12 protein-coding genes are annotated in these 14,923 nt (G+C 72.2%); 3 read left to right on the top strand and 9 right to left on the bottom strand.

Annotated features, from left to right (window positions below; genetic code table 11):
- Positions 1-216: 216 nt before the first annotated feature.
- Positions 217-1,077, bottom strand: coding sequence for a helix-turn-helix transcriptional regulator (locus ACZ69I_RS04825; RefSeq protein ID WP_467668029.1), 861 nt, complete (start codon positions 1,075-1,077; stop codon positions 217-219).
- A gap of 140 nt (positions 1,078-1,217) precedes the next feature.
- Here ACZ69I_RS04825 and ACZ69I_RS04820 point away from each other — a divergent pair, with 140 nt between their 5' ends.
- Positions 1,218-2,030, top strand: coding sequence for an SDR family NAD(P)-dependent oxidoreductase (locus ACZ69I_RS04820; protein ID WP_470830661.1), 813 nt, complete (start codon positions 1,218-1,220; stop codon positions 2,028-2,030).
- 37 nt (positions 2,031-2,067) lie between these two features.
- Here ACZ69I_RS04820 and ACZ69I_RS04815 read toward each other — a convergent pair whose 3' ends face one another.
- Complete coding sequence (locus tag ACZ69I_RS04815) at positions 2,068-2,778, bottom strand: SIMPL domain-containing protein (protein ID WP_470830478.1); 711 nt, start codon at positions 2,776-2,778, stop codon at positions 2,068-2,070.
- A gap of 128 nt (positions 2,779-2,906) precedes the next feature.
- Here ACZ69I_RS04815 and ACZ69I_RS04810 point away from each other — a divergent pair, with 128 nt between their 5' ends.
- On the top strand, positions 2,907-4,712 hold the full coding sequence (locus ACZ69I_RS04810) for a bifunctional metallophosphatase/5'-nucleotidase (RefSeq protein ID WP_470830477.1): 1,806 nt from the start codon (positions 2,907-2,909) through the stop codon (positions 4,710-4,712).
- Here the strand turns inward: ACZ69I_RS04810 and ACZ69I_RS04805 are convergent.
- From ACZ69I_RS04805 to pepN, 5 genes are all read right to left on the bottom strand, one after another.
- The gene (locus tag ACZ69I_RS04805) at positions 4,709-5,917 is read right to left on the bottom strand and encodes a GDSL-type esterase/lipase family protein (RefSeq protein ID WP_470830476.1); all 1,209 of its coding nucleotides are present in this window, start codon (positions 5,915-5,917) and stop codon (positions 4,709-4,711) included. The two genes, ACZ69I_RS04810 and ACZ69I_RS04805, sit on opposite strands and share 4 nt — an antisense overlap.
- A 117-nt stretch (positions 5,918-6,034) precedes the next feature.
- The gene (locus ACZ69I_RS04800; protein ID WP_470830475.1) at positions 6,035-7,474 is read right to left on the bottom strand and encodes a lysine N(6)-hydroxylase/L-ornithine N(5)-oxygenase family protein; all 1,440 of its coding nucleotides are present in this window, start codon (positions 7,472-7,474) and stop codon (positions 6,035-6,037) included.
- On the bottom strand, positions 7,471-8,904 hold the full coding sequence (locus tag ACZ69I_RS04795) for a pyridoxal phosphate-dependent decarboxylase family protein (RefSeq protein WP_470830474.1): 1,434 nt from the start codon (positions 8,902-8,904) through the stop codon (positions 7,471-7,473). Before ACZ69I_RS04795 ends, ACZ69I_RS04800 begins: the two co-directional genes overlap by 4 nt.
- A gap of 311 nt (positions 8,905-9,215) precedes the next feature.
- Entirely contained in the window at positions 9,216-10,070 is an 855-nt protein-coding gene (locus ACZ69I_RS04790) for an NAD(P)H-binding protein (protein ID WP_470830473.1), read from the bottom strand.
- Between the two features lie 174 nt (positions 10,071-10,244).
- On the bottom strand, positions 10,245-12,776 hold the full coding sequence (gene pepN / locus ACZ69I_RS04785) for an aminopeptidase N (protein ID WP_470830472.1): 2,532 nt from the start codon (positions 12,774-12,776) through the stop codon (positions 10,245-10,247).
- Positions 12,777-12,964: 188 nt separating this feature from the next.
- On the opposite strand from pepN, the gene ACZ69I_RS04780 reads away from it, so the two are divergent.
- A complete protein-coding gene (locus ACZ69I_RS04780) occupies positions 12,965-13,420 on the top strand; it encodes a hypothetical protein (RefSeq protein WP_467668045.1) in 456 nt (151 codons plus the stop codon).
- Between the two features lie 67 nt (positions 13,421-13,487).
- Here ACZ69I_RS04780 and ACZ69I_RS04775 read toward each other — a convergent pair whose 3' ends face one another.
- Both ACZ69I_RS04775 and ACZ69I_RS04770 read right to left on the bottom strand, forming a co-directional pair.
- Entirely contained in the window at positions 13,488-13,880 is a 393-nt protein-coding gene (locus tag ACZ69I_RS04775) for a chorismate mutase (protein WP_467668047.1), read from the bottom strand.
- 11 nt (positions 13,881-13,891) lie between these two features.
- Entirely contained in the window at positions 13,892-14,800 is a 909-nt protein-coding gene (locus ACZ69I_RS04770; protein ID WP_467668049.1) for a helix-turn-helix domain-containing protein, read from the bottom strand.
- Positions 14,801-14,923 lie beyond the last annotated feature (123 nt).

Genomic DNA, 14,923 nt, shown 5'->3' with positions numbered 1-14,923 from the left:
TGATCATTGAACGCTGCACATCGTCACCACATACTCGCGGGTAACGGAGTGTGACCATAGGGTTCGCCGTTGCGCATGGTGCGAGGTCTACGCCAATCCCGAGGGCCCGCGTGATCCAAGTCACAGGCGGCGGGGGCCCGTGCGGTGGTGTCGGCGACACGTACGGGTGACGTCATCCGAACACATCCCACCCGAACATCAGGTCAACCGCGTGCGTCAGCCCGGCACGTTCATGGTCTGTGTGCCGACGACCGACAGCAGGCGCATCGCCTCTTCCGACGGCGAGCCGGGCGCCGCGGTGTAGATGACGACGCGCTGGTCGCGGTCGGTGATGTCCAGGACGTCGCAGCGGAGGGTGACCGGGCCGACGAGGGGGTGCTCGAAGGTCTTGCACAGGGTGGGCCGGTCGGCGACGTCGTGGGCGGCCCAGAGCCGGGCGAACTCCTCGCTGCCGGTGAGGAGTTCCTCGACGAGGCCGGTCACTTCCGGGTCGTCGGGGTAGCGGGCGGCGGCGGTGCGCAGGTGCTGGGCGGAGGTCCGGGCGAACTCGTCCGCGTCGTCGACGCCGTACAGCCGCCGGCCGTCCCGGTACGGGGTGAGGAAGGTGCGGCGGATGAGGTTGCGGGCGGGCCGCGGCAGGGCGGAGAAGTCCTCCATGAGGGCGGTGGCCAGCGGGTTCCAGGCGATGACCTCGTACGTGGCGGAGAGGACGACCGCGGCGGCCGCGGGCAGCCGGTGCAGCAGGTCGATGATGCTCTGCCGTACGTCGCGGGAGGGGCCGGGCGGCGGTCCCGGCGGGAGTCCGGCCAGGTGGTGGAGGTGGTCGCGTTCGACGTCCGAGAGGCGCAGGGCGCGGGTGACGTGGGCGAGGACTTCGCGGGAGGGGTGCGGGGCGCGGGCCTGTTCCAGGCGGGTGTAGTACTCGGTGGAGATGTAGGCCAGCTGTGCCACTTCTTCACGGCGCAGGCCGGGGGTGCGGCGGCGCGGTCCCGCGGGCAGCCCCACGTCGGCGGGGGTGATCCGCTCCCGTCGGCTGCGCAGGAAGTCACCGAGTTCTCGTTGCAGACGTCGTTCCACGTGACCAGTGTGGCCGAGTTGACCTGCGCGGACGTGCGCCGGGGCGGGCTCAGCCAGGTACTGCTGGTGCCTGGATGAGGTGGGTGGCTGGGCGCAGGCTCGGCTCCATGAACAACACGACGAACGACACGGTGAACGACATGACGAACGACACGGTGAACGACGTGAGGACCGACACCACATCCACCCCGGGTTCCGGTCTCCTCGCCGGGAAGGTCGCCTTCGTCACGGGTGCCGGTCGTGGCATCGGTGCGGCGGCGGCGCGGCTGTTCGCCGGGGAGGGTGCGCGGGTGGTCCTGGCGGCGCGTACGGAGGGTCAGCTCGCGGCGGTGACGGAGGAGATCCGGGCGGGCGGGGGCAGCGCGGAGTACGTGGTGTGCGATCTGGCCGATCAGGTGAGTGTGCGGGCGGCGGTGGATCGTTGTGTGGAGGTGTACGGACGGTTGGACGTGGCGTTCAACAACGGTGCGACGGGGCAGGCGCCGGGACCGCTGGATCAGCTGTCGGAGGTCGATTTCGACCACGTCTACGCCGTTAATGTGAAGGGGCCGTGGTGGGCGATGGCGGCGCAGGTGGCCGCGATGCGTGCGACGGCGGGGCGCGGGGCCATCGTCAACACGTCCAGTGTCGGCGCTCTGATGGCCAATCCGCAGTTGCCCGCTTACGGGGCGGCGAAGCGGGCGTTGAACAGTCTGACGGCGTCGGCGGCCGCGACGTACGGGCCCGAGGGCATCCGGGTCAACGCGGTGGCGCCCGGGACGACGCTCACCGAGATGCTGTTGGAGTGGGACGAGCGGTCGCCGGGCACCATCGACCAGCTCAATGCCCGGACGCCGTTGGGGCGTGCCGCCGAGCCTCGGGAGATCGCGGAGGCCGCCGCGTGGCTGCTCAGCGACCGTGCTTCCTACGTCACGGGTGCGGTGTTGCCGGTCGACGGCGGCATGCTGGCCTGAGCGGGCCGCGGCCCGCCGGTTACCGCGGTTCCGGCGGTTACCGCAGTTCCGGCGGCTTCATGGTGAACCGGGCGTTGACCTGCGCGTAGACGTGCTGGCGCTCGGGTTCGAGGTCGAGGGGCGCGGCGTCCTCGGTGAGGTCGGCCGCGCCGCCGTACGCGGCGGAGCGCATGGCGCCGGCGGGGCCGCCGTAGCCGTAGGCGGGGGTGGGGTGGTCGGCTCCGATGTCGGCGAGTTCGACGAGGGCGGCGAGGCCGGTGCCGAGGGCTTCGGCGTATTCGCGGGCGCGTTGCACGGCTTCGCGGACGGCGTGCTGCCGGGCGTCGCGGTGGGTGGGTGAGTCGGGGCGCAGGGCCCACCAGGGGCCTTGGACGCGGGTGAGGTCGAGGTCGGCGAGGCGGGTGGTGAGTTCGCCGAGGGCGGTGAAGTCGGACAGTTCGGCGGTGGTGTGGACGCGGCCGTGGTAGGCGCGGACGCGTTCGCCGCGGCCGTGTTTGGTGAGTTCGGGGCTGATGGAGAAGGTGCCGGTCTCCAGCTTTTCGACGGCGTCGCCGTAGGTCTTGATGAGGTCGAGGGCGGCCGTGTTGCGGCGGGTGAGGTCGGTGAGGGCGTCGCGGCGGTCGGTGCCGCGGGCGCTGACGGTGATGCTGATGCGGGCGATCTCGGGGTCGACTTCGAGGTGTGCTTCGCCGCGGACGGCGAGGCGGGGGGCGTCGGGGGTGCCGTAGGGGGTGGGGGCGGTGTCCATGGGGTCACTGTCGCATCGGGTGGGCGCACCGGACAGTCACCGGATCGAAACCTGGGGGGGCTGTTGCGGGGCCGGTGCCCGGGGTCAGAATCTACGCGCGTTACATCGGTCGACTGAGGAGTACGGAAATGCCGCTGAACCGCCGGAAGTTCCTGGGTACGTCTGCCGCGTCGGGCGTGGGGGTGGCGCTGACGGGTGCGGTCGTGGCGCCCGCCGCCGAGGCGGGTGAGTCCGGGCGGGGCGGTCGGCGGGCGAAGCGGTACTCGTTCACCGTGCTCGGCACGACGGACCTGCACGGCAATGTCTTCAACTGGGACTACTTCACGGACAAGGAGTTCGACGACAAGGACCACAACGACGTGGGCCTGGCGAAGATCTCCACGCTGGTGAACGAGGTGCGGAAGGCCAAGGGCCGCCGCAACACCCTCCTCATCGACGCGGGCGACACGATTCAGGGCACGCAGTTGTCGTACTACTACGCCAAGGTCGATCCGATCACCGCCGAGCACGGTCCGGTGCATCCGATGGCGCAGGCGATGAACGCGATCGGGTACGACGCGGCGGCGCTGGGCAATCACGAGTTCAATTACGGAATTCCGGTGCTGCGGAAGTTCGAGGAGCAGTGCGACTTTCCGCTGCTCGGTGCCAACGCGCTCGACGCGAAGACGCAGAAGCCCGCTTTCCCGCCGTATTTCATGAAGCGGCTTCGCACTCCGCACGGCCGTGATGTGAAGGTGGCGGTGCTGGGTCTGACGAATCCGGGCATCGCGATCTGGGACAAGGCGAACGTGCAGGGCAGGATGACGTTCCCGGGTCTGGAGGAGCAGGCGGCGAAGTGGGTGCCGAGGCTGCGGTCGATGGGCGCGGACGTGGTGATCGTGTCGGCGCACTCGGGGTCCAGCGGCACGTCGTCGTACGGGGACCAGCTGCCGTACGTCGAGAACGCGGCGGGTCTGGTGGCGGAGCAGGTGCCGGGGATCGACGCGATCCTGGTCGGGCACGCGCACACGGAGATTCCCGAGTACTTCGTGGAGAACAAGAAGACGGGGAAGAAGGTCGTGCTGTCCGAGCCGTTGAAGTGGGGGCAGCGTCTGACGTTGTTCGACTTCGATCTGGTGTGGGCGAAGGGCCGTTGGACGGTCGAGAAAGCCGGTGCGAAGGTCCTGAACTCCAATACGGCGGCGGAGGACAGGAAGGTCAGGCGGCTGCTCGCGGACGAGCACGAGAAGGTCGTCGCGTACGTCAACCAGGTGATCGGTACGTCGACGGCGGCGATGAGCTCGGCCGAGGGCCCGTACAAGGACGTCGCCCTCATCGATCTGATCAACCTGGTGCAGACGGAGACGGTGGCGGCGGCGCTGAAGGGCGGTGCGTACGCGGCGCTGCCGGTGCTTTCGCAGGGTTCGTGCTTCTCGCGTACGGCGCGGATCCCGGCGGGCGAGGTGACGATCCGGGATGCGGCGGGGCTGTATCCGTTCGAGAACACGCTGGAGGCGCGGCTGCTCACAGGTGCGCAGCTGAAGGACTATCTGGAGTTCTCGGCGCGGTATTACGTGCGGACGCCGGCCGGTGGTCCGGTCGATCCGGCGAAGCTCACGAATGCCGACAACATTCCGGATTACAACTATGACGCGGTGCGGGGTGTGACGTACGAGGTGGACATCGCGAAGCCGGTGGGGTCGCGGATCGTGAAGCTGGCGTTCGGGGGTGAGGCGATCGATCCGAAGGCGGAGTTCGTCCTGGCGGTGAACAACTACCGGGCGAGTGGTGGCGGGAACTTCCCGCACATCGCGGGTGCCAAGCAGTTGTGGGCGAATTCGGAGGAGATCCGGAACACGATCATCGGCTGGGTGAAGGCGAAGGGGACGGTCGACCCGGGTCGGTTCGCGTCGGTGGACTGGAAGCTGACCCGGGACGGCACGCCGGTCTTCTAGGCCTTCTGGAGGCTGCCGAGTCTGTCGAGCCGCAGGGTGGCCAGGTCGACGGCGTCGGCGAGGGCCTGGGCGCCGGCGTCGTTGACGTGGAGGCCGTCGCCGCTGTCGTAGTCGTCGTGGATCCGGTCGGGGTCGGCGGGGTCCGCGACGGCGGCGGCGAAGTCGGCGTAGGAGTCGAAGGGGCTGTCTCCGCGGCGGATCCAGTCGTTGACCTCGCGGGCGACGGCGACGCCTTCGGGGGTGGAGTAGCCCTCGAAGATCGTGTCCTTGTAGGGGCCGACGGTGGTGACGGTGGTGGTGAGGCCCGCCGCGTGGAGGCGGTCGGCGAGGGCGGTGAGGCCCGCGATGAGGTCGGCCGCGGTGGGGATGGGCGCGGGTTCGGGGTAGGCCTCCTGGCCGGGGATGCCGAGGTCGTTGAGGCCGAAGTGGATGAGGACGTGGGTGACGCCGGGCACGTCCAGGGCGTCGCGTTCCAGCCGGGCCAGGGCGTGTTCGCCGATCTCGTCGGTGAGCAGGCGGTTGGCGGAGAGGCCCTGGTTGACGACCCAGCCGTCGCTGCCCGCGGCGCGCAGCCGGTTGTTGAGCAGGTCGGGGAAGCGGCGGTCGGTGTCGGTGGTGGTGCCGGTGCCCTCGAACCAGGAGTCCCCGAAGGCGACGGCGACGGGGGTGCCGGTGGGGGCGAGGACGTCGGCGCCGCTGATGAAGTGGCGGGTGGCGAGCTCTTCCAGGCCTTCGGCGCCGTCGAGGGTGGGTGCGGTGAGGGCGTTGCCGGGTACGGCGTAGCCGGTGCGCAGGGGGACGGCGGAGTAGGTGGAGAGGCCGGTGTCGTCGGGCAGCCAGAGGCTGAGGGCGAGCTCGTCACCGGCGCTCACGCCGAGGTCGACCGGGTCGCTGACGGCTTCTTCTCCGACGGGGACGGTGAAGTCCTCGGCGCCGCGGAGGCGGACGGGTGTGTCGCTGCCCGTGTCGATGCCGCTTCCTTCGGTGCGTCTGGCGAGGCGGGCGCCGCCGATGTGGAGGGGTTGCTTGCCGTAGCGGTTGCTGAGGCGGATGCGCAGGGCGCTGCCGCCGCCGTCGAGGCGGATGATCTGGCGGACGGTCTGGCCGGCGAAGCCGCGGAGTTCGAAGAGGTCGATGCTCTCGTGGGGGCTGACGACGGCGGAGCGGAAGGCGGCGGCCCAGGAGGCCGTGGTGTCGGTGGTCATGGTCGTCCGAACCGGCCGTGCGGGGCGGATATTTCGCCGTGGGACGCTTTTCGCGCGGGAATATTCGACGGTGTGGCTGCGCTTGGGCGGGGACATTTCCACCCAAGAACACTGGTGTCAGCCCTTGAGGCGTACGAGGTTTCCGCGTTGTTCGCCGATGCGGCCTGCGCTGCCGGTGTGCCGTTCGGGGGTCTGGAGTCCGAAGCTGGTGAACGCGGTGCGGTCGGGCAGTGGGTAAGGGGTCCTGCCCGAGAGGGAGTTGAGGATGGTGGCGCTGCGCCAGGCGGCGAGCCCGAGGTCGGGGGCGCCGACGCCGTGGGTGTGGCGTTCGCCGTTCTGCACGTAGACCGAGCCGGTGACGGAGGGGTCGAGGACGAGGCGGTACTGCTCGTCGATGCGGGGGCGGGCGGAGGAGTCCTTGCGGATGTAGGGGTCGAGGCCGGCGAGGAGTTGGTCGACGGGGCGTTCGCGGTAGCCGGTGGCGAGGACGACGGCGTCGGTGGTGAGGCGGGAGCGGGTGCCTTGTTGCAGGTGTTCGAGGTGGAGTTCGACGCGGGTGCTGGCGACGCGGCCCGCGGTGCGTACGGAGACGCCGGGGGTGAGGACTGCGTCGGGCCAGCCGCCGTGCAGGGTGCGCCGGTAGAGCTCGTCGTGGATGGCGGCGATGGTGTCGGCGTCGATGCCCTTGTGGAGTTGCCACTGGTGCGGGACGAGGCCGTCGCGTACGGCTTCGGGCAGGGCGTGGAAGTAGCGGGTGTAGTCGGGGGTGAAGTGTTCCAGGCCCAGTTTGGAGTACTCCATGGGGGCGAAGGCCTCGGTGCGGGCGAGCCAGTGGATCTTCTCGTGGCCTGCGGGGCGGGAGCGCAGCAGGTCGAGGAAGATCTCGGCGCCGGACTGTCCCGAGCCGATGACGGTGATGTGTTCGGCGGCGAGGAGCAGGTCGCGGTGGTGGAGGTAGTCGGCGGAGTGGATGACAGGGACGGTGGGGGCGTCGGCGAGGGGTTTGAGGGGGTCGGGGACGTGGGGGGTGGTGCCGATGCCGAGGGCGATGTTCTTGGTGTAGGTGCGGCCGAGGGCTTCGGCTTCGCCGTCGGTGTCGAGTTGGGTGAAGTCGACTTCGAAGAGGGCGCGTTCGGGGTTCCAGCGGACGGCGTCGATCTGGTGTCCGAAGTGGAGTCCGGGGAGGTTCTCGCTGACCCAGCGGCAGTAGGCGTCGTATTCGGCGCGCTGGATGTGGAAGCGCTCGGCGAAGTAGAAGGGGAAGAGCCGTTCGCGGGTCTTGAGCCAGTTGAGGAAGGACCAGGGGCTCGCGGGGTCGGCGAGGGTGACGAGGTCGGCGAGGAAGGGGACTTGGAGGGTGGCGCCTTCGATGAGGAGTCCGGGGTGCCAGTGGAAGTCGGGGCGCTGTTCGTAGAAGGCGGTGTCGAGTTCGCCGAGGGGTTCGGCGAGGGCGGCCAGGGAGAGGTTGAACGGGCCGATGCCGATGCCGACCAGGTCGCGGGGGTCTTCGGGGGTGGTGAGGGGCCGGGGGCCGGGGTGGTCGGGTGTGCCGGTCATCGGGGGGTGGTTCCTTCCGGGTGGTCGGGGGCGGCCGCGGTGGCGGGTGCCGGGTCGGGCTCCTCGACGAGCTTGAGGAGCGCGGCGAGGTCGCCGGGCCGGGTGTGCGGGTTGAGGAGGGTGGCCTTGAGCCAGCGGCGGCCGTCGAGGTCGGCGCGGCCGAGCACGGCGGTGCCTTCGGTGAGCAGGCGCCTGCGTACGTGGGAGATGTGGTCGTCGGTGGCGTGCGCGGGGCGGAACAGGACGGTGCTGATGGCGGGGGTGTCGTAGAGCTCGAAGCCGGGGTGGGCTTCGACGAGGTCGGCGAACTCGCTTGCCTGGGCGCAGACTTGGTCGACGAGGGCGCCGAGGCCGGTGCGGCCGAGGGCCTTGAGGGTGACGGCGATCTTGAGTACGTCGGGGCGTCGGGTGGTGCGCAGGGAGCGGCCGAGGAGGTCGGGCAGGCCCGCGTCGGTGTCGTCGTCGGCGTTGAGGTAGTCGGCGCGGTGGGTGAGGGCGTGCAGGTCGCGGGGGTCGCGGACGGCGATGAGGCCTGCGGCGGCGGGTTGCCAGCCGAGTTTGTGCAGGTCGAGGGCGACGGTGTCGGCGCGGTGGATTCCGCGCAGCTGTTCTCTGCGGGTGTCGCTGAAGAGGAGTCCGCCGCCGTACGCGGCGTCGATGTGCAGGCGGGCGCCGTGGGCCGCGCAGAGGTCGGCGATCTCGTCGAGGGGGTCGATGAGTCCGGCGTCGGTGGTGCCCGCGGTGGCGGCGACGAGGAAGGTGCCGGGTGGGCCGCCGAGTTCGGTGAGGGCTTCGTCGAGGGCCGCGGGGTCGAGGGTGCCCGCGGGGGCGGGCACGGTGACGGGGTCGGGCAGGCCGAGGAGCCAGGCGGCGCGGGTGAGGGAGTGGTGGGCGTTCTCGCCGGCCAGGAGGCGTACGGGGCCGGGGGTGGCCGGGGCCTCGCGGGCGAGGAGGAGGGCGAGCTGGTTGGCCTCGGTGCCGCCGGTGGTGACGAGGGCGTCGCCGCCGTCGTGGATCTCGGCGGCCAGTGCGCGGGTGACGAGGGCTTCGAGGGCGGTCGCCGCGGGTGCCTGGTCCCAGGAGTCCATGGAGGGGTTGAGGGCGGAGGCCGCCAGGTCGGCGGCGGCGGCGACGGCGAGCGGCGGGCAGTGCAGGTGGGCGGCGCACAGTGGGTCGGCGGGGTCGGCGGCGCCCTCGGCGAGGGTGTGGACGAGGGTGCGCAGCGCTTCCTCGGGCCCCGTGCCGCGTTGCGGAAGGATCGGTTCCGCGGCGGCGCGGACGCGGTCGGCGACGGCTTCGGGCCCGCCCGCGGGGAGGGGCCCGCAGCGGGCGGCCGCCCCGGTGTAGAGCCCTTCGAGGGCGGCGGCGAGCAACGGCCGCAGGGCGTCGGGTCCTTGGGCGCCTCCGGCGAGGGCTGGCGGGGTGCTCATGAGGCGGTCCTTCGGGTGCGCGCGTTCAGGGGGACCAGCCTGTACGGCGGGCGGCCCGGTGCGCCCGGATACCGGGGCGAGGGAACCCGAAAGTGGTACTGCCGTGCGGAGAAAACGTGGGGGAGCGGGGTGGGGTGCTAGGAGCCGGCCGCGGCTCGCTGACGTATGGCCATGTGCGCCCGGGGCGGGTGGGGCGGGCGGGGCGGCCCGGAGGGGACGCGCAGGCCTGCACCGGTAGCCGGTGCCCCCCGGTAGCCGGTGCCGGTGTCCCCGATAGCCGGTGCCGGTGCCGGTGCCCGCCCCGGCGCCGGTCAGGAGCTGAACGCGTCCCTGTGGTCCGTCGCCCACTTCTCGAACGTGCGGGCGGGCTGGCCGGTGACGGACTTGACGGTGGTGGTGATCTCCGGTTCGGCGCCGACCGCCTCGCCCCAGGTGCGCAGGATGGCGGGGAGCATGGGGGGCGGTACGTGCGGGAAGAGCTCGGGCCGCACGTCCTGCGGGGCCACCTCGACGAAGCGCAGGGCGCGCCCGAGTGCGGCGCCGATCGCGTGCACCTGCTCCGCGTTCGTGACCGGTTCGGGCCCGGTGAGGCGGTGGACGGCGCCCTGGTGGCCGTCGTCGAGGAGGGTGCGGGCGGCGACCGCGGCGATGTCGGCCTCGTGGATGGGGGCGCTGACGGCGCCCGGGAAGGGGCCGCTGACGGTGTCGCCGGAGCGGATCTGGGGCGCCCACTGGAAGGCGTTGGTGGCGAAGGCGTTGGGCCGCAGGGAGGTCCAGGTGAGCCCGCTCTCGCGTACGTGGTCCTCAAGCCGGGCGTGCTGGACGTAGACGGGGTGGGTGGTGTCGGCGCCGTCCTGGACGATGCCGGAGGAGAGGACGGTGACGTGCCGGACGCCGTGCGCGCGGGCCGCTTCGAGCAGGGCCGCGGTGTGTGCGCCCACGGCCCGGGCGTGCAGGAAGAGCGCGCGGGCTCCGTCGAACAGGGCGCCCAGGTCGGCCGGTCGGGGCGGGTCGCCCGCGAGGTCGAGGCGGGCCACGTCCGCCGCGGCGGGGAGCGCCGCACGTTCGGGGTCGCGGGTGAGGGCGCGTACGGGGGCGCCCTCGGCGAGGAGGTGGCTGACGAGGGCGCTGCCCACGTTTCCGGTGGCACCGGTCACGACGATCACGAGTGGCTCCTTGCTGGCGCGGCCCGGCCGGTCTGTTCCGGTCCTGGTGCCGGGGGGCCGGCCCGGCGGTACCGGACCGGCTCCGGGTCACCCTAGGACGGGTCCGCGGCCCGCCGGATCGCCGCCGGGGCCAGGGGGCGCGGGCGCCAAGGCCCGCGCCCCCGCACGCCTCCGTCAGCCCTTGCCCACTCCTTGCCGCACGCGCAACGCCCGTGCCAGGTCGTCGAGTTGGTCGACGAGCTTGCGGCGCAGCGCCGGGGTGGGATCGGCGTCGCTCAGGCACCGCTCCCCCAGCTGGAGCGTCTGCGCGTCCACGAACGGCAGGGGGAAGGCGTACCGTCCCACCGCCTCGGCCATGGCGGGTCCGCGGCGGGCGGCGAGGGCGACGGCGTCCTCGAAGTAGCGCGGGACGTACTCCCGTACGAGGTCGGCCTGGCCGGGCTGCCAGAAGCCCTGGGCGGTGGCGTTGAAGAGGTAGTTCGACAGGTCGTCCGTGGCGAACATGGCCTCCCACGCGGCCCGCTTGGCGGCGGCGTCGGGCAGCGCGGCCCGGCAGCGCGCCGCGCCCTCGCGGCCGGTGGCGCTCGGGTCGCGGGCCAGCTCGGCCTCGATGGCGGCCTCGTCGGTGGCGTCGAGCGCGGCGAGCCGGCCGAGGATGCGCCAGCGCAGCTCCGGATCGAGCTCGGGCCCGCCGGGCACGGTGCCTTCGCCGAGCCAGGCGTGCAGCGGCGCCGCCTGGGTGGCGACGTCGATGGCGCCGCGGACGGCGGTGAGGCGCAGGCCCGGGGCGGAGCCGTCCTCGGTGCGGCGGATCAGGTCGCGGCAGAGCTCGCCGAGGAGGGCGAGGGCGGCGGGGCGCTCCTCGGGGGTGGCGAAGCGGTCGGCGATGTGGTCGGTGGCGAAGGCGAGGACGCCCTGGACGATCGCGAGGTCGCTCTCCTCGGGGAGGTGCGCGCGGGCGGCCCGCAGGTAGGCGTTCCCCGCGAGCTCGCCGTCGCGGACCATGTCGCGCAGGCTGTTCCACAGCACGGCGCGGGTGAGGGCGTCGGGGGCGCCGGACAGGCCGTCCAGGACGGTCTCCAGGGAGGCCTCGTCGAGGCGGACCTTGGCGAAGGTGAGGTCCTGGTCGTTGAGGACGACCAGGGCGGGGCGGCCGCCGTCGCGCGTGATCTCCTCGCCGGCCGGGACGTCCGTCTCGAAGCGCTCGCGCAGGACGAGGCCGCGGCCGCCGGAGAGGTCGCGGTCGTAGACGCCGACGGCGATGCGGTGGGGGCGCCCGGCCTCCCGGCCCGGTTCGGCGTCCCGGTCGACCGCGAGCGTCCAGGTGCGTCCGCTGTGCGTGACCTTCGAGGTGAGGGTGTCGACGCCCGTGGTGCGCAGCCACGCCTCGGCCCAGCCGTGCACGTCGCGGTCGGTGGCGTGGGCGAGGGAGTCGAGGAAGTCGGCGAGGGTGGCGTTGGCGAACTTGTGCCGCGCGAAGTGGGTGTTGATGCCCGCGAGGAAGTCCTTCTCGCCGAGCCAGGCGACGAGCTGGCGCAGGGCGCTCGCGCCCTTGGCGTACGAGATCCCGTCGAAGTTGAGCATCGCGGACGCGGTGTCGGGGACGGCGTCCGGGTCGGGTGCGACGGGATGGGTGGAGGGGCGCTGGTCGGCGTCGTACCCCCAGGACTTGCGGGCGACGCCGAAGTCGGTCCAGGGGTCCGTGAAGCGGGTGGCTTCGGCGGTGGTCTGGAAGCCCATGTACTCGGCGAAGGACTCGTTCAGCCAGATGTCGTCCCACCAGGTGAGGGTGACGAGGTCGCCGAACCACATGTGGGCCATCTCGTGGGCGATGACCATGGCGCGGGTCTGCCGCTCGGTGTCGGTGACGGCGGAGCGGTAGATGAACTCGTCGCGGAAGGTGACGAGCCCGGGGTTCTCCATGGCGCCCGCGTTGAACTCGGGGACGAACGCCTGGTCGTAGGAGTCGAAGGGGTAGGGCTCGTCGAACTTCTCGTGGTAGCGGTCGTAGCAGGCGCGCGTGACGTCGAGGATCTCCTCGGCGTCGGCGTCCATGAAGGGGGCGAGCGAGCGCCGGCAGTGGAGGGCGAAGGGCAGGCCGCGGTGTTCGGTGCGCACCGAGTACCAGGGCCCTGCGGCGACGGCGACGAGGTAGGTGGAGATGGGCGGGGTGGCCGCGGCCTGCCAGGTCCCGTCGCCGACGTGTTCGGTGACGCCGTTGGCGAGGACGGTCCAGCCCTCGGGGGCGGTGGCGGACAGCTCGAAGACGGCCTTCAGGTCGGGCTGGTCGAAGGCGGCGAAGACGCGCTGCACGTCCTCCATGAAGAGCTGCGTGTAGGTGTACGTCTCACCGTCGCTGGGGTCGGTGAAGCGGTGCATGCCCTCACCGGTGTGGGAGTAGCGCATCGCGGCGTCCACGCGCAGTTCGTGCTCGCCCGCGGTGAGGCCGTCGAGCGCGAACCGGTTGTCGACGAGGCCCGCGGGGTCCAGGGGGCGCCCGTCGAGGGTGACGGAGCGCAGTTCGGCGGGCTTGAGCTCGACGAAGGTGGCGCCGTCGGTGCGAGCGCGGAACCGGATGACCGTCCGGGAGTCGAAGGTGTCGCGGGCGGGATCCGCCGCCGCGCTGAGATCCAGCTCGACGGCGTACCGGTGGACGTCGATCAACTGGGCTCGGGTCTGCGCTTCGTCGCGCGTCAGTACGGGCATGGGCCCATGCTGCCCGATGGCACCCGGATGGGCGTAGGAATTGTGTCCGGTGAACCGTGGCGCCCCGCCGGTACGCCGGGAGTGGTGGGGTGACCCGCTGAATGGGGGTGCCCCGCGTGCGGCCCGGCGCGCGGGGTCGGTGAATGGAGTGGGAGTACTGACGGAACCGCTTTGTTCGAGGGAGAACCATGCGTACACGCACCACCCTGGCCTGCGTCGGTCTGGCCGCCGCCGCTGCTTTCGGACCGCTCGCGGTGGCGGGTCCCGCCGTCGCGGCGGATCCGCCCCCGCCCACGACTCCCACGGCTCCCACGGCTCCCGCGGCTTCAGAAGGCAAGATCCTTGAGACCGTCTGCGCGAGCGTGCAGAAGATCGTCGAGCAGATCAACACCGCTGGGCTCGTCAAGGTCGAGGGCCTGAACCTCGCCGGTGTCCACGACCAGTGCATGCAGTCCGGGAAGGTCTCCATGGCGGACCCGGCGCAGGAGCCCGTGAAGCAGCCGGGGGCCATGTCGGGTCTCGGGAAGACCGCGGGCGTCGGCGTGGTGCCGGGCGCGGGCGGCATCCACCTGGGCGGCATGGACCTGGGCGGCGTGCGCCTGAGCCCCATGGATCTGGGCGACACGGGTTCCGGCAACGGCTGAGTGACCGGCCGCGAGGCCCCGTCGGCGCGCGGCTGACGGGGCCTCGGGGTATCGTCCCCGGGCGGTGTTACGCCTTGGGGGCGTCGCCGCCGGTCAGGCCGCTGTCCGCGATGCTCTCGTGGTGGCGGATGACCTCCGCGATGATGAAGTTGAGCAGCTTCTCCGCGAAGGCCGGGTCGAGCTTGGCGCTCTCGGCGAGCTCGCGCAGGCGGGCGATCTGGCGGGACTCGCGGGTCGGGTCGGCGGGCGGCAGGTGGTGCTCGGCCTTGAGGTGGCCGACCTGCTGGGTGCACTTGAAGCGTTCGGCGAGCATGTGGACGACGGCGGCGTCGATGTTGTCGATGCTGTCGCGCAACCGGGACAGCTCGGCGCGCACGGCCTCGTCCGGAGCGGCACCGCCCGCGGCCGGGGCGCCGGCCCCGGACGCGCTGTTCTCGTCACTGGTGTGGCTGGTGGTCATGGGGCACGAGCCTACGTTGCCGGGTCGGGGCCGCCACCGGCGGAAGAGCGCAGAACGGGCGGGTGGTCCGGGTCGGGTATCTGGTGCGACCAGCCGCCCGGCACCGCCCTTCCCTGCTGGTCGCGGAAGCGGACGGGGGCCATGCCGACCCGGCGGGTGAAAAGGCGGGAAAAGTACGCGGGGTCGTCGTAGCCGACGCGGCGGGCGACGGCGGCGACGGGCAGTTCGGTGGCGGCGAGGAGTTCCTTGGCGCGGCCGAGGCGGATGCCGAGGAGGTAGTCCTTGGGGCTGCAGCCGGCGCCGCGCCGCACCGCGGTGCGCAGTTCCGCGGGGGTCATGCCGTGCCGTGCGGCGTGCTCGGCGACGGACAGGGGCTGGAAGGCGTCGCGGGCCAGGGCCTGCAGGACGGGGTCGCCGTCGGGGGCGATGTCGGCGCGGGCGCGGCGCAGCGCGACGAGGAGTTCGTGGACGGCGGCGCCGGTCTCGACCTCCAGGAGCGGGTTGCCGCGGCGGGCGGCGCGGGCGATGCGGGCGACGACGCCGCGGGCGCCGGCGGCGTCGGAGAGCGGGACGACGGGGCGGGTGGGTTCGATGTAGCCGAGTTCGGTGTACGTGGTGGTGGCGGGGCCGGTGAAGTCGACGAAGCACTCGTCCCAGCCGGTGTCGGGGTCGGGCCCGTAGTGGTGGCGCACGTCGGGGGTGAGCCAGATCAGGGCGGGCGCGGTGACGGTGGTCCGGCGGCCGTCGACGCCGCGGAACCAGCCGCCGCCCGAGCTGATGACGACGGCGACGTGGTGGTCGAGGGTGCGCGGGCCCACGGTCGGCAGGAGGCCGTGCTGCAGGCCGACGCCGAGGCAGACGAGGCCGAGCCGGTGGTGGGCCGGGCTCGGGGTGAAATACCGCATCCACGTGTGGTACATCCGCGTGCGTCCCTTCCTGGCTGCGTTCGTTCCTCGCGCCGCGTTCCCTCGCTGCGTCCAACCGGACCCGATCTTTGTCCATGGACCCTGCCGCCCGCCAGAGGTGATCGTGGGCGAGCAGTA

It is taken from the genome of Streptomyces sp. NPDC036815 (genome assembly GCF_055609205.1).
Note: the sequence above shows the minus strand (reverse complement) of the source record. Positions and strands in the feature narration are given on the sequence as shown.